Source organism: Roseateles microcysteis, from assembly GCF_036880965.1.
GTDB lineage: Bacteria > Pseudomonadota > Gammaproteobacteria > Burkholderiales > Burkholderiaceae_C > JAUASW01.
In genome coordinates this window covers 138161-160086 of record NZ_JBAJMV010000005.1, presented here as the reverse complement: position 1 = coordinate 160086, position 21926 = coordinate 138161, and the positions used below count along the sequence as shown (strand labels likewise).

The 21926-nt window shown below is 62.6% G+C and carries 19 protein-coding genes, 2 tRNA genes and 1 pseudogene; 18 read left to right on the top strand and 4 right to left on the bottom strand.

All coding sequences use genetic code 11. From position 1 onward, the window contains the following. Positions 1-119 precede the first annotated feature (119 nt). The 13 genes from V3596_RS15080 (at position 120) to V3596_RS15020 (ending at position 14705) form a co-directional block, all read left to right on the top strand. The gene (locus V3596_RS15080; RefSeq protein ID WP_334278601.1) at positions 120-2243 is read left to right on the top strand and encodes a TonB-dependent siderophore receptor; all 2124 of its coding nucleotides are present in this window, start codon (positions 120-122) and stop codon (positions 2241-2243) included. 36 nt (positions 2244-2279) lie between these two features. Continuing rightward, a tRNA-Asn gene (locus V3596_RS15075) sits at positions 2280-2355 on the top strand. 71 nt (positions 2356-2426) lie between these two features. Next, a tRNA-Asn gene (locus tag V3596_RS15070) sits at positions 2427-2502 on the top strand. Between the two features lie 87 nt (positions 2503-2589). Beyond that, a complete protein-coding gene (locus V3596_RS15065) occupies positions 2590-3144 on the top strand; it encodes a DUF6933 domain-containing protein (RefSeq protein ID WP_334278600.1) in 555 nt (184 codons plus the stop codon). Between the two features lie 248 nt (positions 3145-3392). Then, complete coding sequence (locus tag V3596_RS15060) at positions 3393-4166, top strand: NYN domain-containing protein (protein ID WP_334278599.1); 774 nt, start codon at positions 3393-3395, stop codon at positions 4164-4166. Between the two features lie 16 nt (positions 4167-4182). After that, positions 4183-5751 carry a class I SAM-dependent DNA methyltransferase gene (locus V3596_RS15055; RefSeq protein ID WP_334278598.1) on the top strand — a complete coding sequence of 523 codons (1569 nt, stop codon included), beginning with the start codon at positions 4183-4185 and terminating at the stop codon, positions 5749-5751. Then, positions 5741-7063 carry a restriction endonuclease subunit S gene (locus tag V3596_RS15050; RefSeq protein ID WP_334278597.1) on the top strand — a complete coding sequence of 441 codons (1323 nt, stop codon included), beginning with the start codon at positions 5741-5743 and terminating at the stop codon, positions 7061-7063. The genes V3596_RS15055 and V3596_RS15050 overlap by 11 nt, the downstream gene beginning before the upstream one ends. Further along, positions 7060-7761 carry a DUF3800 domain-containing protein gene (locus V3596_RS15045; RefSeq protein WP_334278596.1) on the top strand — a complete coding sequence of 234 codons (702 nt, stop codon included), beginning with the start codon at positions 7060-7062 and terminating at the stop codon, positions 7759-7761. The genes V3596_RS15050 and V3596_RS15045 overlap by 4 nt, the downstream gene beginning before the upstream one ends. Positions 7762-7784: 23 nt before the next feature. Then, positions 7785-8267 carry a hypothetical protein gene (locus V3596_RS15040; protein WP_334278595.1) on the top strand — a complete coding sequence of 161 codons (483 nt, stop codon included), beginning with the start codon at positions 7785-7787 and terminating at the stop codon, positions 8265-8267. Positions 8268-8331: 64 nt separating this feature from the next. Next, positions 8332-11580, top strand: coding sequence for a type I restriction endonuclease subunit R (locus V3596_RS15035; protein ID WP_416383985.1), 3249 nt, complete (start codon positions 8332-8334; stop codon positions 11578-11580). 142 nt (positions 11581-11722) lie between these two features. Continuing rightward, the gene (locus V3596_RS15030; protein WP_334278593.1) at positions 11723-13144 is read left to right on the top strand and encodes an AAA family ATPase; all 1422 of its coding nucleotides are present in this window, start codon (positions 11723-11725) and stop codon (positions 13142-13144) included. Beyond that, positions 13141-13860: a retron system putative HNH endonuclease gene (locus V3596_RS15025; protein ID WP_334278592.1), complete on the top strand. Its 720-nt coding sequence runs from the start codon at positions 13141-13143 to the stop codon at positions 13858-13860. Before V3596_RS15030 ends, V3596_RS15025 begins: the two co-directional genes overlap by 4 nt. Positions 13861-13892: 32 nt before the next feature. Beyond that, positions 13893-14705 carry a hypothetical protein gene (locus tag V3596_RS15020; protein ID WP_334278591.1) on the top strand — a complete coding sequence of 271 codons (813 nt, stop codon included), beginning with the start codon at positions 13893-13895 and terminating at the stop codon, positions 14703-14705. 178 nt (positions 14706-14883) lie between these two features. Here V3596_RS15020 and V3596_RS15015 read toward each other — a convergent pair whose 3' ends face one another. Continuing rightward, positions 14884-15318, bottom strand: coding sequence for a hypothetical protein (locus tag V3596_RS15015; RefSeq protein WP_334278590.1), 435 nt, complete (start codon positions 15316-15318; stop codon positions 14884-14886). Positions 15319-15340: 22 nt separating this feature from the next. Between V3596_RS15015 and V3596_RS15010 the strand changes: the two genes are divergently transcribed. From V3596_RS15010 to V3596_RS14990, 5 genes and pseudogenes are all read left to right on the top strand, one after another. Then, the gene (locus V3596_RS15010) at positions 15341-15691 is read left to right on the top strand and encodes a zinc ribbon domain-containing protein YjdM (RefSeq protein WP_334278589.1); all 351 of its coding nucleotides are present in this window, start codon (positions 15341-15343) and stop codon (positions 15689-15691) included. A 36-nt stretch (positions 15692-15727) separates the two neighbouring features. Continuing rightward, the gene (locus V3596_RS15005) at positions 15728-16492 is read left to right on the top strand and encodes a spermine/spermidine synthase domain-containing protein (RefSeq protein ID WP_334278588.1); all 765 of its coding nucleotides are present in this window, start codon (positions 15728-15730) and stop codon (positions 16490-16492) included. Between the two features lie 33 nt (positions 16493-16525). Further along, a pseudogene (locus V3596_RS15000) lies at positions 16526-17254 on the top strand (YoaK family protein); the annotation flags it as partial. Positions 17255-17319: 65 nt separating this feature from the next. After that, entirely contained in the window at positions 17320-18009 is a 690-nt protein-coding gene (locus tag V3596_RS14995) for a glutathione S-transferase family protein (protein ID WP_334278587.1), read from the top strand. A 295-nt stretch (positions 18010-18304) separates the two neighbouring features. After that, positions 18305-18691: a hypothetical protein gene (locus tag V3596_RS14990; protein WP_334278586.1), complete on the top strand. Its 387-nt coding sequence runs from the start codon at positions 18305-18307 to the stop codon at positions 18689-18691. A gap of 103 nt (positions 18692-18794) precedes the next feature. On the opposite strand, the gene V3596_RS14985 is transcribed toward V3596_RS14990, so the two are convergent. The 3 genes from V3596_RS14985 to V3596_RS14975 form a co-directional block, all read right to left on the bottom strand. Beyond that, positions 18795-19436: an RpiB/LacA/LacB family sugar-phosphate isomerase gene (locus V3596_RS14985; RefSeq protein ID WP_334278585.1), complete on the bottom strand. Its 642-nt coding sequence runs from the start codon at positions 19434-19436 to the stop codon at positions 18795-18797. 159 nt (positions 19437-19595) lie between these two features. Continuing rightward, positions 19596-20228, bottom strand: a complete 633-nt coding sequence (locus V3596_RS14980; protein ID WP_334278584.1) for a histidine phosphatase family protein — start codon at positions 20226-20228, stop codon at positions 19596-19598. A gap of 81 nt (positions 20229-20309) precedes the next feature. After that, positions 20310-21926, bottom strand: coding sequence for an MFS transporter (locus tag V3596_RS14975; protein ID WP_334278583.1), 1617 nt, complete (start codon positions 21924-21926; stop codon positions 20310-20312).

The window sequence follows — 21926 nt, the reverse complement described above, 5'->3', positions numbered from 1 at the left end:
TTGCGGGCCCGAGGTAATCCTCGCGCAGGGAAGCACGCATCTCGTCCCACGTCGGCACTCTTTCTCGCGACGCCCGGGGCCATGTCGTCCGCCGACCTGCCATCGACTTTTGCATTCCGATGGCACAGAAAAAACTCTTCCTCATCACACCCATCGCCGCCGTTCTGGCCGGCGCCACCTGGGCCCAGCAACTCCCCACCGTCTCCATCACCGGCCGCTCCGAAGCTCCCGTGCAGGTCGGCGGCTTTGGCGACATGCCGGTGGCCAAGCTGCCTCTGCAGGCCACGCTGCTCGGCACCGAGCAGCTGCTGAGCAGCGGCATCAACGCCCTCTCCGGCATCACCGCGCTGGACGCCAGCATTGGCGATGCCTACAACTCGCAGGGCTATGTCTCCTACCTCAAGATTCGCGGCTTCGACCTCGACAACCGCTTCAACTACCGCCGCGACGGCCTGCCGATCAATGCGGAAACCGCGCTGGCGCTGGGCAACAAATCGGCCATTGAAGTGCTCAAGGGCAGCAGCGGCATCCAGGCCGGCACCAGCGCGCCGGGCGGCATCGTCAACCTGATCGTCAAGCGCCCCACGCTCGAGCTGCACAGCACCACCATCGCATTCAGTGAGCGCGGCACGGCCGAGCTTGCCGCCGACCTGAGCCATCGCTTCGGCAGCAGCAAGGCGTTCGGCCTGCGCCTGAATGCCAGCACCGCTGTGTTGAAGCCCGAGTTGCGCGATGCCGAGGGCCAGCGCCATCTGTTCGCCATGGCGGGCGACTGGCGCCTCTCGCCCGACACCTTGCTGGAAGCCGAGTTCGAACTGAACAAGCAAAGCCAACCCAGCCAGCCTGGCTTCAGTCTGCTCGGCAACAAGCTGCCCGATGCCCGCAGCATCGACCCGCGCACCAACCTCAACAACCAGCGCTGGAGCCAGCCGGTGGTGTTCGACAACAGCCAGGCCTCGCTGCGCTGGCAGCAGCGCCTGAGCGGCGACTGGAAGGCGCAAGTCCACTGGGGCATGCAGCGCCTGAAGACCGACGACCGCCTGGCCTACGCCTTTGGCTGCAGCGACGCCGATGGCAGCTACTGGGCATCGAGCTATTGCCCCAATGGCGACTTCGATCAATACGATTTCCGCAGCGAGAACGAGCGCCGCAACAGCGATGCCACCGACTTCTCGCTGAACGGATCCGTCGTGCTTGGCGGCCTGCGGCACAAGCTCAGCACGGGGGTGCTGTTCACGCGCTTCTGGAGCCGATTCCAGGGCCAGGCCTACAACTGGGCCGGCACCGGGAACATCTCCGGCGTGCCGCGCACCACGGCCGATGGCACGCTGAACGACGCCAACACCAACCGCGATGAACGCAGCCACGAGTTCTACCTGCGCGACGCCATCGAACTGAGCCCGCAACTGAACGCCTGGCTGGGCCTGCGCCACAGCCGCATCGAGCGCAGCAGCTACCGCGTCAACACCAGCGACACGCGAGCCACCAGCTATGAGCAGAGCTTCACCACGCCCTGGCTGGGCCTGAGCTATGCCTTCAATTCGCAACTGATGGCCTATGCCAGCTGGGGCCAGGGCATCGAGAGCGAAGTGGCACCCAACCGCGCTCGCTACAGCAACCGGGGTCAGGCCTTGCCTGCCTTGAAAAGCGAGCAGCTCGAGGTTGGCCTGAAGTCCGGCAGCAAGACGGTGGACTGGTCCATCGCGGCCTTCGACATCCAGCGTCCTGCATGGCGCGACATCGGCGCCTGCGGCTCGACGGCGAACAGCTGCGTGCGCCAGGCTGATGGCGAGGCGCGCCATCGCGGCATCGAAGCCCAGGCTGATTTGAAGTGGACCGGTGGTGGCGTGCTTGCCAGCGCAATGAAGCTGCGCGCACGCAATGAGGGCAGCGTCAGCGCCGGCCTCAACGGCCTGACGCCGGCCAATGTGCCGGCGACCACGATCAAGCTGCAGGCGCGCCAGCAACTGATGCTCGGCCTGCAGGCGCAGCTGGGCCTGGTCCGCGAAGGCGCACGCGAAGTGCTGCCCGACAACAGCCTGCAGATCCCGGCCTGGACCCGTCTGGACGCAGCGCTGCGCTACGAGCATGCCGTGGGCCGCCAGCTGTGGGTCTGGCGCGCAGGCGTCGACAACCTGAGCAACAAGCGCGCATGGAAGGAATCGCCCTTCCAGTACGAGCATGCCTACCTCTACCCGCTCGCTCCCCGCACCTGGAGAGCGAGCCTGGAGCTCAGCTTGTAAAGGCTCAAAAATCTGGTCTATAATGCAAGGCTCTGTTCCTCGATAGCTCAGTCGGTAGAGCGCCGGACTGTTAATCCGTAGGTCCCTGGTTCGAGCCCAGGTCGAGGAGCCACAGAACAAGAAGCCGCTGCTTCGAAAGTTGCAGCGGCTTCAGCTTGTAAGAAGACAGTAGTACCGATCAATTCCTCGATAGCTCAGTCGGTAGAGCGCCGGACTGTTAATCCGTAGGTCCCTGGTTCGAGCCCAGGTCGAGGAGCCAGATAGAGAAGCCCTGATACAGCGATGTGTCGGGGCTTCTTCCTTTGTGCCGGATACTTGATTCCGGATTCACAGCTGTGTCGCCATCGTGTTCGCGTTTCGCTGCACCCAAAAGCTTCTCACCAGACTCAATGCCGTACCGGCACCAGAGCCTGCGCCGCCGGACTCTGTTCTTGGCGACTGGTATGCCAACATAGTCCGCGCCGGACGGACACAGGTAGTGCTCGCCATCAGTGAACGAACTTTGCTTTCGGTCGTGGTCCCCGCCAAGGAAGGTCGGACCCTGGTTCGGCGGTTCAGCGAAGCCCTGGAGCCCCTGCTGCTGTCGATCGGAGTACCCGCAGAAGATGTCGTCGCCGAGCGCAACGCCATGCAGCAGTCGGCCATCGCGAAGACGGCAAACCGGCGAGTTCTGGGATCGCTCAACGATCTCGCGTTTCAGCTCGAAGTCGGGCTGACCCATCAACCAGAGCGAACGCTGCTCGCGCAATCCCTCTGGCTTGCTCAAACTCCAATGAAGGTCATCGAGTACGGATCGCCGGATGCAGCGACCGTCGCAGCGTTTGCTGCTCGCCGTGCATTAAGCAAGGCCAGCGGAGCACCTCCGGACTATTGGTTAAGCCATAGACCTGTTAATCCGTAGGTCCCTGGTTCGAGCCCAGGTCGAGGAGCCAGATAGAGAGCCCCCAGCATCGCAAGGTGTTGGGGGGTTTTCTTTGGGTCGGCGATAGGGCACCGATCCCATTTCCGTTCTGCAGTTACGCTACCCCACACGCCGCCACCCGGCCCGCATTCGCGTAGGTAGAAACGCCCGCCACAGCGCGAACGCTCACGGAGCGGCGCCGCTCGCGCCCCGAATATCATCGATGCCCAAATAGGGAGAAGAACTCGATGGCACAAATCGATTCGGGCATGGATTCCAGGGTGGCGGTCCTGGTGGATTGCGACAACACGACGCCCGAGATTCTGGAATATGCGCTGCGGGTCGTTGCCCAGTTTGGGCGGGTGGTGCTGCGGCGTGGCTATGGCAACCATGCCACCCTGGCCAACAAATGGCAGGAAGCGCTGGTGCGCCTGGCCTTCACGCCCTGCCTGCAGTACCAGTACGCCGCGGGCAAGAACACGGCCGACATTGCGTTGGCACTCGACGCCGTCGAGGCGCTCTTCGACCAGCGCGCCGACACCTTCTGCCTGGTCACCAGCGACTCGGACTTCGCCTACCTCTGCCGCAAGCTGCGCGAGCGTGGGGCCACGGTGCACATCGTCGGGGAGGCCAAGACGCCGGATGCGCTGCGCAACGCCAGCGACCAGTTCTTCGAGTGGACGCCGCCCGAGCCGGCGTTGGCTAGCGAGGCAACCGCGGCGAAGACGCCAGCTTCGGCCAAGCCCAAACAAAGGCCAAAATCGGTCGTCAATGCGGTAAGGCTACTGGCGGCGGACACCCCGGACGGATATGTCACGGTAAGCGGGCTGGGCTCCTACCTGCGGCGTACTGACCCCGCGTTTTCGCCGCAGACGCATGGGCACTCGGGCTTGCTCAACATGCTGAAGACCTACGATCTTCTCCAAGTCAGGCAGGAAGACGGCGGCCACTGGACGGTGGCCCTTGCGGCGCCGAAAGACAAGGCTGTCGCTGCTTCAACCCCACTCAAAACTACTCCGTAGATTCAAACTTCGCGCCATGCTCGACGACATCAAGAATACCCTCTGGGCCACGGCCGACAAGCTGCGCGCCAATATGGACGCGGCCGAATACAAGCACTTGGTGCTGGGTCTGATCTTCCTGAAGTACATCTCGGACACCTTCGCCGCGCGCCGCGCCGAGGTGGTGGCGCGGCTGGCTGACCCGGCCGACGAATACTTCTACGGTGACGCCAGCCCCGAAGACCTCGCTGCCGAGGCCGACGACCGCGACTACTACACCGCCGTCAACGTGTTCTGGGTGCCCGAGGCGGCCCGCTGGGAAACGCTGCGTGCCCAGGCCAAGCGGCCCGAGATCGGCAAGCTCATCGACGAAGCCCTGGGCCTGATCGAGGCCGAGAACCCCAAGCTCAAGGGCATCCTGGACAAGCGCTATGCACGCGCCCAGCTGCCGGATGGCAAGCTCGGTGAGCTGGTGGACCTGGTGTCCACCATCGGCTTCGGCGAGAACCCCAGCGCCGCCCGCGACGTGCTGGGGCAGGTGTACGAGTACTTCCTCGGCATGTTCGCCAGCGCCGAGGGCAAGCGGGGCGGCCAGTTCTACACGCCGGCCAGCATCGTCAAGACGCTGGTCGCCGTGCTGGCGCCGCACCATGGGCAGGTGTACGACCCCTGCTGCGGCTCGGGCGGCATGTTTGTTCAGAGCGAGCGCTTCATCGAGGCCCACGGCGGCAAGCTGGGCGATGTGTCGATCTACGGCCAGGAGGCCAACCCCACCACCTGGCGCCTGGCCGCCATGAACCTGGCCATCCGCGGCATCGACTTCAACCTGGGCCGCGAGCCGGGCGACACCTTCACCCGCAACCAGCACCCCGACCTGCGCGCCGACTTCATCCTGGCCAACCCGCCTTTCAACATCAGCGATTGGTGGCACGGCAGCCTGGAGGGCGACCCGCGCTGGCAGTACGGCGACCCGCCACAGGGCAATGCCAACTACGCCTGGCTGCAGCACATGCTGCACCACCTAAAGCCCACGGGCCGCGCCGGCATCGTGCTGGCCAATGGCTCGATGAGCTCCAGCCAGAACAACGAGGGCGTCATCCGCGCCGCGATGGTGGACGCCGATGTGGTGGAGGTGATGGTGGCCCTGCCCGGCCAACTGTTCTTCAACACGCAGATTCCGGCCTGCCTGTGGTTCCTGGCGAAGCAGAAGCCGGCGGCCCGCAAGGGCCAGGTCTTGTTCATCGACGCCCGCAAGCTGGGCCGCATGTTCAGCCGCGTGCAGTGCGAGTTTGCGGACGACGAGATTGCGCGCATCGCCGGCACCGTGGCCTCGTGGCGCGGTGAGGCGGCGGCGGGCGAGGTTGTGGGCGAATACGCGGACATGCCGGGCTTCTGCCGCAGCGTGCCGTTGGCTGAGATTGCCCAGCACGGCCATGTGCTGACGCCGGGGCGCTATGTGGGTGCCGAAGCCGTCGAGGATGATGACGAGGCTTTTGCCGAGAAGATGATGCGGCTGACCGAGCAACTGGGCGAGCAGATGGCCAAGGGGGCGGAGCTGGATGCGTTGATTCGGGCCAAGCTGGGAGGGCTCGGGCATGAGTTCTGAGTGGCCGCTGGTTCCGCTCGAAGACTTAACTGACGGCACTCCGATTACCTATGGCGTGGTTAAGCCAGGTGAAGAATGCTTGGACGGTGTACGGTTCGTTCGGGGCGGCGACGTAGTTGCAGGTCAAGTCCAAATCTCCCAACTGCGCACAATTACGAGGGAAGTCTCAAAGCAGTACTCGCGAACTCTGCTACGAGGCGGCGAACTACTGGTCTCGCTAGTCGGGAATCCGGGCGAAGTGGCCTTGGCGCCAAAGAGTCTGGCCGGAGCCAACATTGCCCGGCAAGTCGGATTGGTGAGATTGGATTCCGGCAAGGTCTACCCGAACTACGTCCAGTTCTTTCTCCGGTCCAGAGTAGGTCGAGGCCTGTTGCTGGCTCACTCTAAAGGCTCAGTACAGCAGGTCATCAATTTGGCGGACCTGAAGTCCGTGCGAGTTCCTTTGCCGCCGCTGCCGCAGCAGGCGGCCGTAGCGAACTTCATGCAGGACATTGACGACCGCATCACCCTGCTCCGCGAAACCAACGCCACGCTTGAAGCCATCGCCCAGGCGCTGTTCAAGTCCTGGTTCGTGGACTTCGACCCCGTGCGCGCTTTAGCGCAGGGCCGCGCCCCCGAAGGCATGGACGAAGCCACCGCCGCCCTTTTCCCCGACAGCTTTGAGGATTCGGAGTTGGGGAAGGTGCCGAAGGGGTGGAATGTGCAGGCAATCGGGAACTGCGTTGACACGGTTGGCGGTGCAACGCCCGACACCAAGAACGCAGCGTTCTGGTCTCCAGCGGAATTCGCCTGGACCACGCCAAAGGACCTATCTGGCGCCACTTCACCCGCGTTGATCGCAACAGAACGCAAGCTCAGCGCCGCGGGCTTGGCCAAGATCGGTTCCGGCCTGTTACCAGCGGGCAGTCTATTGATGTCGTCACGCGCGCCCATCGGCTACTTGGCAATCACTGACCTGCCCGTAGCAATCAATCAAGGCTACATCGGCATGCTGCCTGGCGGTGCACTTCCGCCTCTTTACATGCTGCGCTGGTGTCAAGTCCACATGGAGCAAATCAAGGGCCGCGCAAACGGCTCAACCTTCATGGAGATCAGTAAGAAAGCGTTCCGCCCAATTCCCGCCGTGCTTCCAGGCAAGGACGTAATCGCGGCTTACTTGGCCGTCGCACAGCCACTCTTTGATCGCGTGATCGCGAACGAACGGCAAGCGCTTTCTCTCACAGAGGTCCGCGACACCCTACTCCCCCGCCTGATCTCCGGCCAACTGCGGCTGCCGGAGGCGCGGGCGATCACTGACGAGGCCTTGGCATGAGCGAACGCATTCACATCTATTGCGACGAGTCGTGTCACCTCGAAAACGATCACCTGCGTGCCATGGTGCTGGGTGCCGTGTGGTGTCCCGCCTCGCACCGGCAGATGCTGGCCCGGCAGATCAAGGATCTAAAGGCCTCCTTCGGCCTGCCCCCCCATTTCGAGATCAAGTGGGTCAAGGTGTCGCCGGGTCAGGTAGCGTTCTATCAAGCTTTGCTGGACTTGTTTTTCGACGAGCCGCTGCTTCACTTCCGCGGCCTAGTGGTGCCTGACAAGCAGGCGCTGGATCACGCGAAGTTTGGGCAGGACCACGACGGCTTCTACTACAAGCAGTGGTACACGCTGCTCAATCGCCTGATCGACCCGAGCAAGCGCTACCGGATTTTTCTGGACATCAAGGACACCCGGGGGCAAGTCAAGGTCGACAAGCTGCATGAGGTGCTCTGCAATGCCAACTACGACTTCGACCGTCAGGTAATCGAGTCCGTCGAATTGGTGCATTCGCACGATGTGCTGCTGCTGCAGCTGGCAGACCTGCTGATCGGCGCGCTGTCGTACGCCCACCGGGGGCTGCAGGACAGCCCTGCCAAGCTGGCGCTGGTGGCGCATGTACGGCATCGCTCGGGCCTGAGCCTGGAGCAAAGCTCGTTGCTGCGCGCCGACAAGTTCAACCTGTTCATCTGGAGGCCGCAAGCTTGAGTGCGCCTCCACCCTTGATGCCCATGTCCGCCTTCGGGGGGGACTGGGCACGCTATGAAGATGCGATCTACGCGGTCTACCTGGAGACGGTTGCCCACGCCGGCCTGACGCTGTTCGGGCAGCCGGTGAAGGTGCGGTTTAATCCGACGACCAAGAAAAAGGGCTACGGCTTCTGGCACCTAATCTCGGAGGCCCCCGCCCAGGACAACCGCGACGAAGACGACCGCACCCCGGACCTGGCTCGTTGTGAGCGTGTGCGCTGGGTAGCATGGTGCATTGTGCATGCCGAATCCGACGGGTTCTCATGGTGGGAGAACCAGCGCGGACGCGAGACGCATGTGGTGATCTGGGCAGAGGCGCACGACTTTGCCGTGGTGCTTGCCAAGCGTGAAACCGAGGAAGGGACCCGGTATTGCCTGCTGAAGACCGCATATTGCCTGCGCGGCCACACCATTCGCAAGTTCACCAAGGAGCGGGATGCCTTCTGGGCGGCCCGAAAAGACTGAAGCCCCGGCACACGGATGTGCAAGGGCTTCGGATACTCCTTCTACACGTGGCAGATGAGCTGGCGTGATTATAGGCGATATCGGAACTTTGGGGAGGAACCTTAAGTTGACGGAAGACCAACTCGAAACCGACACCCTGTCTTGGCTGGCAGAGCTGGGCTACGTCCACCGCCATGGCGCTGACATCGCGCCCGATAGCGCAACGCCCGAGCGCAGCGACTACCGCCAGGTGCTGCTGCGTAGCCGGCTGGCCCATGCCATCCATCAGCTGAACCCCGGCATCCCGGCCAGCGCCCGCGACGATGCGCTGGCGCAGGTTCTGGACCTCGGCATCCCTGCCCTGCTTTCGGCCAACCGAGCCTTCCACAAGCTGCTGGTCGGCGGCGTACCGGTGCAGTACCAGAAGGACGGCGCGACCCGCGGCGACTTCGTGCGCTTGGTGGATTGGAGCAATGTCGCCCACAACGAGTGGTGGGCGGTCAACCAGTTCACGATCAAGGGCGCGCACCACACGCGCCGGCCGGACATCGTGCTCTTCGTCAACGGCCTGCCGCTGGTGCTGATCGAGCTGAAGAACCCGGCCGACACGCATGCCGACATCTGGAAGGCCTTCGACCAGATCCAGACCTACAAGGCCCAGATCCCGGACGTGTTCCAGTACAACGAGGTGCTGGTCATCTCGGATGGCAGCGAGGCGCGCGTGGGGTCGCTGTCGGCCGATGAAGAGCGCTTCCAGCAGTGGCGCACGATCAGCGGCACGGACCTGGACCCGCTGGGCGAGTTCAACGAGCTGGAAACGCTGGTGCGCGGCGCGCTGGCGCCGGCCATGCTGCTGGACTACCTGCGGTACTTCGTGCTTTTCGAGGACGACGGGCGGCTGATCAAGAAGATTGCCGGCTATCACCAGTTCCACGCGGTGCGCGCGGCCATTGAGCATGTGGTGGCGGCATCACGGCCCGACAGCAGTGCGGCGCTGCGCGGCAAGGGTGGCGTGGTGTGGCATACCCAGGGCAGCGGCAAGAGCATCACCATGACCTGCTTTGCGGCACGGGTGATGCAAGAGCCGGCGATGGAGAACCCGACCATCGTCGTCATCACCGACCGCAACGACCTGGACGGACAGCTGTTCGGCGTGTTCAGCCTGGCGCAGGACCTGCTGCGCGAGCAGCCGGTGCAAGCGACCACGCGGCAGGAGCTGCGCACGCTGCTGAGCAACCGGCCGTCGGGCGGCATCGTCTTTGCAACCATCCAGAAGTTCATGCCAGGCGAGGATGAGGACTTGTTCCCCATGCTCTCGGACCGGCGCAACATCGTCGTCATCGCCGATGAGGCACACCGCACGCAGTACGGCTTTGAGGCCAAACTGAAGGAGGTCAAAGTCCGCAGCGGGCCAGCGGCTGCCGCCCTGACCACCGATGGCATGGCGCCTGCGCTGACGGCGGGGGATTTTGAGTCCCCCGCGTACAAGACCAAGTACCAAGTCGGCTACGCCCAGCATCTGCGCGACGCCCTGCCCCATGCCACGTTCGTGGCCTTCACGGGCACGCCGGTTTCAGCGGCCGACCGCGACACGCGGGCCGTGTTCGGCGACTACATCCATGTCTACGACATGCAGCAGGCCAAGGAAGATGGCGCCACGGTCGCCATCTACTACGAGTCGCGTCTGGCCAAGCTGCGCCTGAAGGACGAAGAACTGCCCACCATCGACGACGAGGTGGACGAGCTGGCCGAAGACGAAGAGGAAAGCACCCAGGCCAAGCTCAAGAGCCGTTGGGCGGCGCTGGAGAAGGTGGTCGGCGCCGGGCCGCGCGTGGCCAGCGTGGCGGCCGATCTGGTGACGCACTTCGAGGCCCGTGATGCGGCCCAGCGCGGCAAGGCCATGGTCGTGGCGATGAGCCGCGATATCTGCGTCCACCTCTACGACGAGATCATCAAGCTACGGCCGGACTGGCATGACGCCGACCCCGAGAAGGGCGCGGTCAAGATCATCATGACCGGCTCGGCCAGTGACAAGGCGCTGCTGCGCCCCCACATCTACAGCAGCCAGGTCAAGAAGCGGCTGGAGAAGCGCTTCAAGGACCCCAACGAAACACAGGACCCGCTCAAGCTGGTGATCGTGCGCGACATGTGGCTCACCGGCTTCGATGCCCCCTGCGTGCACACCATGTACGTGGACAAGCCGATGAAGGGCCACAACCTCATGCAGGCGATTGCCCGCGTGAACCGCGTATTCAAGGACAAGCAAGGCGGCCTGGTGGTGGACTACATCGGCATCGGCAACGAGCTGAAGGCGGCCATGCGCGAGTACACGGCCAGCCAGGGACGCGGCCGACCGACCGTGGATGCACACGAGGCCTACGCAGTGCTGGCCGAGAAGCTGGATGTGCTGCGGGCCATGCTGCACGGCTACGACTGGAGCGGTTTCTTGACCGGCGGCCACAAGACCTTGGCGGGCGCAGCCAACCATGTGCTGGGCCTGAAGACCGAGGGCAACCGCGACGGCAAGAAGCGCTTCGCCGACGCGGCGCTGGCGATGAGCAAGGCCTTCACGTTGTGCTGCACGCTGGACGAGGCCAAAGCCGTGCGCGAGGAAGTGGCCTTCCTCCAGGCGGTGAAGGTGATCCTGACCAAGCGCGAGATCTCGGCGCAGAAGAAGACGGATGAGCAGCGCGAGCAGGCGATCCGCCAGATCATCAGCCAGGCCGTGGTGTCTGACGCCGTGGTGGACATCTTCGATGCGGTCGGTCTGGACAAGCCCAACATCGGCCTGCTCGATGACGAGTTCCTGGCTCAGGTGAAGAGCCTACCGGAGCGCAATCTGGCGGTGGAGCTGCTGGAACGGCTGCTGGAGGGCGAGATCAAGTCCAAGTTCGCCAGCAATGTCGTGCAGCAGAAGAAGTTCTCCGAGCTGCTGGGCAACGTCATCACCCGCTACCAAAACCGCTCAATCGAGACCGCGCAGGTCATGGAAGAGCTGGTCGAGATGGCCAAGAAGTTCCGCGAGGCGGCATCACGCGGCGAGGCCTTGGGGCTGACCGACGACGAGGTGCGCTTCTATGACGCCCTGGCCAACAACGAGTCGGCCGTCAAAGAGCTGACCGACGAAACGCTGAAGAAGATCGCCCACGAGCTGACAGAGAACCTGCGCAAGAACCTGAGCGTGGACTGGTCCGAACGCGAGAGCGTGCGCGCCAGCCTGCGGCTGATGGTCAAGCGCATCCTGCGCAAGTACAAGTACCCGCCGGACATGCAGGATGCGGCGGTGGAGTTGGTGCTGCAGCAGGCGCAGGCACTGAGGGAGATATGGGGCTAAAGGTAGTGTGCGGCCTGCCAATTGGGGTGTGCTGCAGTCCCGGTTGTTCTGCAGCCCCGTTAGCAACGGGCATACTGTCAGCCGATTCTTGCAAATGCCTCGCGACACATCATTCGAAGTAGCTACGGTGAGTTGACTATCCATGCGTCTGAGAAAAATAACTCTCCGCAATTTCCGGTGCTTTGATGAGCTGGAAGTTGACCTGCATCCTCGCCTAACGGTACTCGTAGGCGATAACGGGGCAGGAAAAACCGCAATTCTTGACGCCATTGCGATTGGACTCTCGCCAATCCTGAGACACCTGTCTTCCGCCGATCAGCGGCTTAAGGGCGTCAGCATTCGGGATAACGATTTTCGGCTGGTCTCACACACAGGCCGGAGCAAGCGACAAGCTTGGACCACTAGTGACACTGCTCAGATCGTTGTAGATGCCGCTGAGGACCTGCAGTGGGACGTATGGCGCCCATCAATTGCAGGCCGCGAGCCTTCGCGAAAGTTTGGTGAAGGCAAACTCGTCGAGTATTTGGCTGGCGTAAAGAAGAGCATTAAATATGATGGGCCAGAGCTCACCCCGGTATTTGCCTATTACGGCGCTCGCCGAGGTTACATTGAAATTCCAGAACGCCTTAGGTCCACCCAAGAGTCATATACGCATCCGACTTCGGCGCTCGTCGGGGCGCTAGAGCCTCTAAGTGACTTTAAGGAGATGCTCAAGTGGTTTGATGCGGAAGAGGCAAATGAGCTTCGTGCGAATAAGGGGCTTCTATCCGACGACTACACTCCTTCGAAATCACTCGAAGCCGTTCGCGCTGCCATCAAATCAGTGCTGGGCGGCGCGTTTCACAACCCACACTTCAGCCGCGATCACAAGTTTGTCGTCGAGTCAGCTGGAGGAGGTGCGCTCTTTCAAGTTTCTCAGCTCAGCCAAGGCTACCAAAGCATGTTGGCTTTGGCCCTGGACTTTGCCCGTCGCTTGGCTCTGGGAAACCCGCAACTAGAGTACGACACCCCGGGCGCCCTAGAACGAGTGTGGGCCGCTTGGCAAGCAATAGGTCAGCCGATAGAGGATGACGCGGTTCTGGAGCATGTGCCCGAAGCGCCGTCGCTAATGGCACCCGCTGTCATGCTGATTGATGAGGTCGACCTCCACCTTCACCCGGCTTGGCAACAGCGCGTCTTGGCCGACCTCATGCGCACGTTCCCGGCGACTCAATTCATCATTACGACACATAGCCCGCAAGTCCTGAGCACGGTACGACGCGAAAATATTCGCGTGCTCGGCAAGGACATCAACGGGCGATTCGTTGCTGCGGAACCCCTAGCGAAGACCTATGGGGAGCCAAGCAATGTAGTACTGCAAAGCGTCATGCACGTAGATCCCCAACCTCCAATCGCCGAAAAGCCTAGCCTCCAGCGGCTTACAGCGTTAGTGGACCAAGGTGCATACGCCAGCGATGAAGCACTTCGGCTGATGAATGAATTGACGGCTGCACTTGGCCAGCAACATCCTCAACTTCTGCGTCTGCAACGAAGCATTGCGCGTCAAGAATCGTTGAAGCGATGAAGCCAATTTCCAAGCAGGGTGGTGGCGGCTACCACCTTGGACAAGCCCACTTGAATCCCCCTACGAGTGCTGCGCAGGCGAGGTCGCGCTGGAGTGGCTTCGGCCATAAGGCAGTAGTCGAGCAGTGTCTTTTGGATGAACAATTCCAACTGTGCTGTTACTCGGAGATTCGCGCCGATCAGATTGGGCTTGGTTACCACATTGAACATGTCCAACCGAAAAGCAAGTACCCTCAACTTACGTTCGACTATTCGAACCTAGCGGCAAGTGCATTGAACAGTGAGGCGGATCTCGCCAACTTGAAATCTCAAGCTTCTGAAGTCTTCGGCGGCCATGCCAAAGGGAGCGACTACGACCCGATTCTTTTTGTGTCGTGCCACCAGCCTGACTGCGCTCGTTTCTTTGCCTACCTTTCCGATGGGCGTGTTGTTCCAAGGGATGGGCTTGCCGCGAACGATGTCGCGCGCGCCGACTACACCATCAAGCTTTTGAATCTGAACAGCCCGTATCTAAGATCGTTGCGTGAACGCTGGTGGGACGAGCTCCAAGACCTCTTCGATGAGCATCAGGTGAAGGGCTGGAGTCTTGACCACCTCGTCGCGCTTGACCTAGTACCGGCCGGAGCTTCGCTCAGCGCGTTCTTTAGCCTGACACGACAGTTCTTTGGGCCCGTAGCTGAGGGGGTGCTTGGACGGCAAGCTCCTCAGCTCCTGTGACACGGAATTGCGGCGCTCGCCGAACCTGTTGAATGCCACTTAATCGACCGCGCCACCCGCCGCCACAGCCACGGGCACTGCTGTCAGAGGAGCGCGTCTACTACCGAGACCGATTTCGCGAAGCACGCTATGCGGCTTTGGCCGATGCAGAGGGGTTTGGCGCGATCTGCTTTGCCCTTGAGGCGCTTGGCCTCCGCTTGCGCGGAATGCAAGGGACTTTGGAGACGTACAAGCCGCATATTGCAGAGTGTGCGCAACGATCGCTGGTGTTGACGGGACTTGCCGCGAGGTTTCCCTCCAGATTCAAGTCATTTGAAGCGCTATACAGAACGGTTCAAACCGCCCGCAATGATGCAATGCATATTGGCGCCTATGCGCGTCATGCCACCACAGCCGCCATCGAGCTGTGCATCGGATTGGAGGAGGCGCTGATGGCTGATGTTGAAAGAACCGTTGGCAGCGTGATGGTCACATCCCCGATATCCGTAGAGCCCTGGCAACCGCTCGCTCATGCACGGCAACTCATGCTGATGCACTCGTTCTCTTTTCTACCGGTCCAAATCGCCAACGCCTGGTGGCTGATTTCAGAGCTCGGTTTGGCGAAATTCTTAGGTGTGAATGGCGAGACGAAGAAAAATCGACTGGGCCAGACCATAGACGAGGCGAAGGCTGCCGGCATGGAGTTGGTGGAGTTGCACGATGACGACCTGCTACGTTCGACCATGACCATCGCTGATGTCCTAAAGCAGTCGACAGTGTCGAACGGCCCGATGCTCTGGCTGGTCATCGATGAGGATCATGCAGGCCACCTTGCCGGCGTCCTGTCGCCATTTGAGCTGATGTAGAAGAGATCGCCTATGGCAATGTCGTGCGGTCGATTCCCGGTCCTCTCGAAGGGCAGTTCGGACTATCTGGTCCCGATCTGGTCCACCTTTTGACAGCCGCCCGAGTGCTACAGTCGAGCCTAAGCTTTTGATTTGCAACAATTTTTACTTCAAGTCGAGCTCCTGCGACGTAGGACTGTTAATCCGTAGGTCCCTGGTTCGAGCCCAGGTCGAGGAGCCAGGTAGAGAAGCCCTGATGCAGCGATGTGTCGGGGCTTCTTCCTTTGTGCCGGATACTTGATTCCGGATTCACAGCTGTGTCGCCATCGTGTTCGAGTTTCGCTGCACCCAAAAGCTTCTCACCAGACTCAATGCCGTACCGGCAAGTTCCGCGACGAGTGCTTGAACGAGCACTGGTTTGCGCGTACGCCGTCCAGCGCCTGACGCTGCCGCCCGCAAGACCGAAACGCACCACCAGAGGAGCGCAAGCTGGGCACCAGCCCAACTCCGCTAAAATTCGCCAACTTAGAAATTTGCACTGGCTCTGCTCTTCATCCGTAGGCCCCTGGTTCAAGCCCGGGTCGAGCAGCCAGGCAAAGAGCCCCAGCATCGCAAGATGGTGGGGCTTCTTCATTCCCGCTTCGAGGACCCACTGTATGACCGACGCCGCCCTGCCACCCTGCCCTCAGTGCAACTCGGCCTATGCCTACGAGGACGGAGCGATGCTGGTCTGCCCGGAATGCGGGCATGAGTGGTCGGCCCAGGCGCAGGAAGCGGGCGCCGCAGATGAAGCACGCGTGATCAAGGACGCGGTGGGCAATGTGCTGCAGGACGGAGACACGGTCACCGTGATCAAGGACCTGAAGATCAAGGGCTCGTCGCTCGTGGTCAAGGTCGGCACCAAGGTCAAGAACATCCGCCTGGCCGACGGCGATCACGACATCGATTGCAAGATCGACGGCATCGGTGCGATGGGCTTGAAGTCCGAATTCGTCAAGAAGGTTTGATCAGCCGCCGACTGCCTTGGTATTGTTGAACCCGCCATGCCCGACCAAACCGACACATCAAGCCAGCACGTCAAGCCTTTCGTCTACCAGACGCTCAGCACCAAGGCCTTGCACTTCTCCATCTGCGAGATCCAGAGCCGCATGCAGACGCAGCGGCCCTACGCGCTGGACCTGGACTACACGCGCACGATGATGGCGGCACTGCTGTTCAACAACAGGCCCGACACGCTGGCCATGATCGGCCTGGGCGGCGGCTCGATGGCCAAGTTCTGCTACCAGCACCTGCCGGACACCCGCATCAAGGTGGTCGAGATCAATCCGCATGTGATTGCGCTGCGCGACGAGTTCCAGGTGCCAGCCGACGACGAGCGCTTCAAGGTCCGGCGCGGCGACGGTGCCGATTTCGTTCGCTTCCCGCCCTACAAGGTCGACATGCTGATGGTGGACGGCTTCGACAGCGAGGGCCAGCCGCCAGCGCTGTGCTCGCAGCGCTTCTACGACAACTGCCACGAGGCGCTGCAGCCGGATGGACTGATGGTCGTCAACCTGCACAGCGGGCATCGCCACTTCGACAGCTTTGTTTCGCGCATCCAGCGCAGCTTTGGTGACGAGGTGGTCGTTGTGCCCGACGTCGATTGCAGCAACAGCATCGTGTTCGCCTGCAAGGGCCTGCTGATGCGCAAGTTCAAGCCGGCAGCACTGCGCCGGCCGGCCGGGATGGACGAGCAGACCTGGAGCGAGCTGATGCCCGCATTCGCGGCCACGAGCACCGCCGTCAGGCAGTGGCAACTGTCCCGATAGCACGGGCCCCAGGGCAGGCACCACAATCCGTCCATGCCTGTCCACTATGCACGCCGGCTCACCGGCCGCGACCGCAGCGCCGCTGCCAACCAGCAGCTGGGCTGCGTGCTTGCCTTCGTGGCAGGCGCAGCGAATGCGGGCGGCTTCCTGGCCGTCAAGCAGTACACCTCCCACATGACGGGCATCGTGTCTGCCATGGCGGATGACCTGGTGCTGGGCAACCTCAATCTGGTGCTGGGTGGCATTGGCGCCCTGCTGAGCTTCGTGCTGGGTGCCGCCTGCTCGGCAGTCATGATCAACTTCGCCCGCCGGCGGCAGCTGCACAGCGAGTACGCGATGCCGCTGCTGCTCGAGTCCGGCCTGCTGCTCGGCTTCGGCTTGCTGGGCGCTCAGCTGTCGCAGATGCAAGGTCTGTTTGTACCGGCAACCGTGATGCTGCTGTGCTTCATCATGGGCCTGCAAAACGCGGTGATCACCAAGATCTCGCAAGCCGATGTCCGCACCACCCACTTGACCGGCATGGTCACGGACATCGGCATCGAGATCGGCAAGCTGATCTACTGGAACCGCAACATCGATAGCGCATTGCCTGCAGTGCGCGCCAATCGAACCCGGCTGCGCGTGCTGGGTGCGCTGGTGGCCTTCTTCTGCTTCGGCGCCATCATGGGCGCCTGGGGCTTCAAGCATCTGGGCTACATCGCCACGGTGCCCCTGGCCTTGCTTCTGGTGCTCGTGGCGAGTGTGCCAGCGATGGACGACCTGGCTTCGCTGAAGACACGCAGCTGACCAACACCTGCAATCCAGATCGAGAAAGTACCGGGAAGCTCATGGCCACGCTCACCCTGCATTACCACCCGCTCTCCTCCTACTGCCACAAGGTGCTCATCGCCATCGATGTCCTGGGCATCGAGGTGGAGAAAAAGCTCCTCAACCTGGGCGACCCACAGGAGCGGGCGGCATATCTGGCTTTGTGGCCCACCGGCAAGATGCCGCTGCTGGTGGACGGGCAGAGGCCGGTGCCCGAGTCGAGCATCATGATCGAGTACCTGCAGCAGCACCATGCGCACCCCGGCCGCAAGCTCATTCCGGATGAGCCAGATGCGGCCTTGGAAGTGCGTTTGTGGGACCGGGTCTTCGACCTGGAAGTGATGACGCCCATGCAGGCCTTGACGGCCGACCTCCTGCGGCCTGAAGGTGGCCGCGATGCGCAGGGTGTGGCACAGGCCCGTGAGCGCATTTCCTCGGCCTACAGCTTCATCAACCGCCATCTCGAAGGCCGCACCTGGGCCTGCGGCGATGCGTTCAGCATGGCCGATTGCGCTGCTGCACCCGCCCTGTTCTATGCCGCGACCTATGTGCCCCTGCCCGCGGAGCAGGTTCACCTCAGTGCCTATTTCGAGCGATTGATGGCTCACCCCTCGGTCGCGCGCACAGTCGATCAGGCACGGCCCTTCTTCAAGTACTACCCCGGCCGCAGCGGCCTGGCCCGGCGCTTCTTCGATCCGGCGCAGGCTTAAGGCCGGTTCATCCCCCAAATTCTGGTCGCTGAGAGCTGAATCGAGCAACAGGGGGAGGCACAGCGGTGTACGGCCAGGCGCAGGCGCGCATTTGAAGGAGTCCCGCGCCGCCTGCCCATGCCACCTTCCATCCCGGAGTCGCAAGCACTTGGTCGAGCACCGGGCCAGTGACAAGTAAGCGGCCAAGCCCACCTGAGCTGCAGCCTGCGCTTGCGCCGATGCAGTTCGTCGCAGCGCGGGGGCAGTGGTGGCCCGGCCTGCATAGCATCGCGGCTTTTCCAACCCAGGCTCGAACATGAAATCCACTGCCCTGACGCTCCGCCCCCTCGCCCTGCTCGCCACGGTCGCCGCCGGCGCACTGCTGAGCGCCTGTTCCATCTCGATCACGGCCCCCGCCAACGACGACCACAACTCCGCCGGCCGCATGCGGCTGAGCAATGGCGGCAGCGCACGCTTCGAATGCGTGAAGAGCCCGACTGGTGAATGCAACTACACGCTCTACACCACCCAGTGCCAGACCGGCGATGGCGAGCGCGGCAAGCCGGCAACGACCTGCACCCACCAGGTGGTCGAAGAGTTCACGCTCACCCAGGGCCAGAGCCGCGAGGTGCGCGACCTGCCCAACAACTACAAGCAATGCATGAAGGTCGGCAGCAAGCCTGTCGTGCCCAACTGCGACTGACACTGGCGCGCAGCCATGCAAGAAAAAACCCTCAGGGCCTCACTCGAGGCGCTGGGGGTTTCGCATGTCTGGGGCACCGCCCGCGGGCAGCGCCTTCTCGAAATCAGCTCGCCAGCACGCCCTTGATGTAGCTGGCCATGGCGTCGTCCTGGCAGTTCGTGAAGAACAGGTCCTGGAACTTCTCGCCCGACACGGTGGCCTTCAGGAGGTCTTGGTCGACGCCCTTCAGCACGCTCAGCATGTCCTTGCAGGAGGCTGCCTTCAGGTCCTTCAGGATGCCGCGATTCTTGGCCATGATGGCCGCGCGTTCCTTCGGGTAGCCGGCGCCACGCTCGTTCTCGAGCAGCTTGCGATAGCAGTCCTGCAGGTTCAGTTCGGCGGCCCAGCCGAAACCCTTGGCGTAGGGCATGGACATGCAGTTGCCGTCATTGATCTGGCCGAACAGGAAGGCATCGGTCGGGTCGATCACGAGGCCACAGAACACGCCGGGCATCGAGTTGCAGGCCAGCATGGAGCCCATGCCGGTGCCGCAGCCGGTGACGACGAAGTCGACGGCCTTGGAGTTCAGGAGGATGCCGGCCAGCAGGCCGTTCATCACATAGGTCAGCGAGGCCTTGTCTTCCGGCGTGTACATGCCGTAGTGATGCACGGCGTGGCCCAGCGGCTCGGCAACGGTCTTCAAGGCGTTGAAGACGATATCGGACTTGGCGGCTTGGCTGTTCTCGATGATGAGAGCGATCTTCATGGCTTGGCTTTCGAGGGTCGAAATGGAGGGCTTGAGCGAAGGGCTGAGGCGGCATTGTGCCGGCTTATCCTCGGGAAAACGGTCAAAACCCTAAATTTCGAACCATTGTTTCAAAAAAATGATTGGTTGCAGCAAATTTTTGAAGCCAGCTCTGCAGGTTCAGGTCTTTGACGGCGCTGTCTCCGCCTCCTCGGCGGCCCGGCTCACCACCTCGGTTTCGTTCCACAGCTCGATCAGGTGCTTGTGCGTGTGGTCCGTCGTGTGGCCCAGGATGCTCAGGCTGGCCGGCTGCAGCACGAAATGCTGGCCCGCGCTGATGTGCATTCCGATCCAGCGGGCCGCCAGCGCGGAGCCCAGATGGCCGTGGGTGAAGAGCGCGACATTGCCGTGCATGGAGTTCAGGTGCGTGATCAGACGGTCTACCCGGGCCGACATCTCCGAGGGCGATTCGCCGTGCGGGCTGCCGTCCTGCCAGATGTTCCAGTTCGGCCGCTGCTTGCGGATCTCGGCGAGGGTCAGGCCTTCGTAGTCGCCGTAGTTCCACTCTGCAAGCTTGGGCTCCACCTCGCTCACCGAAGCCAGCTCGGCCAGCTCACAAGTCTTTTGCGCCCTCGTCCGCGGGCTGACCAGCACATGGCTGAACTCGACCTCGATCAAGCGCCACGCCAGCGCTCGCGCCTGCGCCTCGCCATGCGCGGTCAGCGGCGGGTCGCTGGCGCCGGTGTGCTTGCCTTCCAGGGACCAGGCGGTTTCGCCATGGCGGATCAGATAGATCGTTGGCAGTGCGTTCAAGCGTGCTCCCGGTAGTGCCCGCGCATGGTGGCCGCGTCAGTCCATTGTGCACGCGCCCACCAAGCCAAGGCCGCCGGCCTGTCAGGCTCGCGCGCCCCGCCCCCACAGCTTCTCGTACGGCCAGCCGGTCAGGTCTTCAACGATGCGGCGGTTCTCGGGCGACTCGGCCTCGGTCTCGCCGGCGCGCAGCCGCTCCACTTCATGCACCAGCACCGCATGCGTGCGGGCGTTCAGTCGGAACGACCAGGAGATGACGAGGCCCAGCACCATCACGACGATGGGACCGCCCACCATCAGCGCCACGATGGTGTTGATGGCCTCGGGCGTCTGCTCGATCACCCGGCCGGGATGGGCCTTGGGCGAGATGTAGCCGCCCATGTCGATGATCCAGCCGCTCAGGATGATGGCGCCCGACTGCGCGACCTTGCGCACCAGCGTCATCACGCCGGCAAAGATGCCTTCGCGGCGCTCGCCCGTGACGGCTTCATCGATATCGGGCAGGTAGTTGTAGACCGACCAGGGCACGAAGTTCAGCGTGCCTCGGCCCAGGCCCGCCAGGATGATGGGTGTGAACAGCCAGAAGACCAGGCTCGGCGAGAAGCCGGCCGCGCTGGGGTTGAAGGCCGAGAAGATATTGCCGCTCAAGCCTTGCATGCTGGCGCCGAAGCCGGCCGGCTGCATGAGGAAGAAAGCAAGGTAGAGCGCGAGCGCCGCGCCGAAGAAGCTGATCGCGATGCGGTAGGCCAGCAAGGGGCCGGTACGGATCACGATATTGATCGCCACCATCACCGAGATCAGTTGCGCGACATACATCGTCGTCATCAGCTGCGAGATCACCAGCGTGGCGCCGGCCAGCACCGTGGCCACGAAGATCGGGAACGCGGTGTTGAAGATGTCCTGCGACAGATAGCCGCCGAGGTAGAGGCTCAGGTGCTGGCGGAAGGCGCGGATCTTCAGGGTCGAGAACAGGTCGGCGAACATCTTCACCGGCATGTTCAAGGCCGTCTTCAGGCTCGGGCCCTTGAAGGTCTGCGACAAGGCCACGAGCTCCTTCGGCCCATAGGGCCTCTCCCAGGTCGTCAGCACCACGATGGTCACGACGATGGAGAAGATCACGCCGAAGATGGCGGCCATCCAGAAGAAGGTATCGGGCGAATCCTTGCCGCCGAACTGGCTGATCAGCAGAGTGGGCAGGTAGGAGGCCAGGATGGCCGAGCTCTGCGCCACGATCATGCGCGCACCGGCGAACTTGGCCTTCTCCGCATAGTCGCGGCTCATCTCGGCCGCCAGCGTTTCCCAGGGGATGAGAAACATCGTGTACAGCAGCTCGAAGAAGATGAAGCAGAGCAGGTAGTAGTAGAAGGTGTGGCCGGTGCGGAAGATCAGCGCGAAGCTGGGCAGCAGCGGAATGGTGATCAGCAGGAACAGCTTGCGCCGGCCGATCTTGTGCCCCACCCAGGTGTGGCGAAGGTGGTCAGACACATAGCCGATCAAGGGGCAGGTGATCGCCTCCAGGAGGCGCGGCAGGCCGAGGATGAGCCCTGCTTCCACGGCACTCAGGCTGCAGAAGGTGGTGAAGAAATAGAACAGCCAGCCGGTGATCACCGCCTGTGCACCCGCGCCCAGCATGTCGCCCGAGCCCCAGCCCCAGTAGTTCACCCAGTTGGGGATGCGCACCTTCTTGTAGTCTCCGGCCAT

Excerpts from the sequence above, each read along its gene's own strand:
- V3596_RS15080 (WP_334278601.1), top strand. The coding sequence starts at position 120 with ATGGCACAGAAAAAACTCTTCCTCATCACACCCATCGCCGCCGTTCTG.
- V3596_RS15060 (WP_334278599.1), top strand. The coding sequence starts at position 3,393 with ATGGCACAAATCGATTCGGGCATGGATTCCAGGGTGGCGGTCCTGGTG.
- V3596_RS15055 (WP_334278598.1), top strand. The coding sequence starts at position 4,183 with ATGCTCGACGACATCAAGAATACCCTCTGGGCCACGGCCGACAAGCTG.
- V3596_RS15050 (WP_334278597.1), top strand. The coding sequence starts at position 5,741 with ATGAGTTCTGAGTGGCCGCTGGTTCCGCTCGAAGACTTAACTGACGGC.
- V3596_RS15045 (WP_334278596.1), top strand. The coding sequence starts at position 7,060 with ATGAGCGAACGCATTCACATCTATTGCGACGAGTCGTGTCACCTCGAA.
- V3596_RS15040 (WP_334278595.1), top strand. The coding sequence starts at position 7,785 with ATGTCCGCCTTCGGGGGGGACTGGGCACGCTATGAAGATGCGATCTAC.
- V3596_RS15030 (WP_334278593.1), top strand. The coding sequence starts at position 11,723 with ATGCGTCTGAGAAAAATAACTCTCCGCAATTTCCGGTGCTTTGATGAG.
- V3596_RS15025 (WP_334278592.1), top strand. The coding sequence starts at position 13,141 with ATGAAGCCAATTTCCAAGCAGGGTGGTGGCGGCTACCACCTTGGACAA.
- V3596_RS15020 (WP_334278591.1), top strand. The coding sequence starts at position 13,893 with ATGCCACTTAATCGACCGCGCCACCCGCCGCCACAGCCACGGGCACTG.
- V3596_RS15015 (WP_334278590.1), bottom strand. The coding sequence starts at position 15,318 with ATGAAGAAGCCCCACCATCTTGCGATGCTGGGGCTCTTTGCCTGGCTG.
- V3596_RS15010 (WP_334278589.1), top strand. The coding sequence starts at position 15,341 with ATGACCGACGCCGCCCTGCCACCCTGCCCTCAGTGCAACTCGGCCTAT.
- V3596_RS15005 (WP_334278588.1), top strand. The coding sequence starts at position 15,728 with ATGCCCGACCAAACCGACACATCAAGCCAGCACGTCAAGCCTTTCGTC.
- V3596_RS14995 (WP_334278587.1), top strand. The coding sequence starts at position 17,320 with ATGGCCACGCTCACCCTGCATTACCACCCGCTCTCCTCCTACTGCCAC.
- V3596_RS14990 (WP_334278586.1), top strand. The coding sequence starts at position 18,305 with ATGAAATCCACTGCCCTGACGCTCCGCCCCCTCGCCCTGCTCGCCACG.
- V3596_RS14985 (WP_334278585.1), bottom strand. The coding sequence starts at position 19,436 with ATGAAGATCGCTCTCATCATCGAGAACAGCCAAGCCGCCAAGTCCGAT.
- V3596_RS14975 (WP_334278583.1), bottom strand. The coding sequence starts at position 21,926 with ATGGCCGGAGACTACAAGAAGGTGCGCATCCCCAACTGGGTGAACTAC.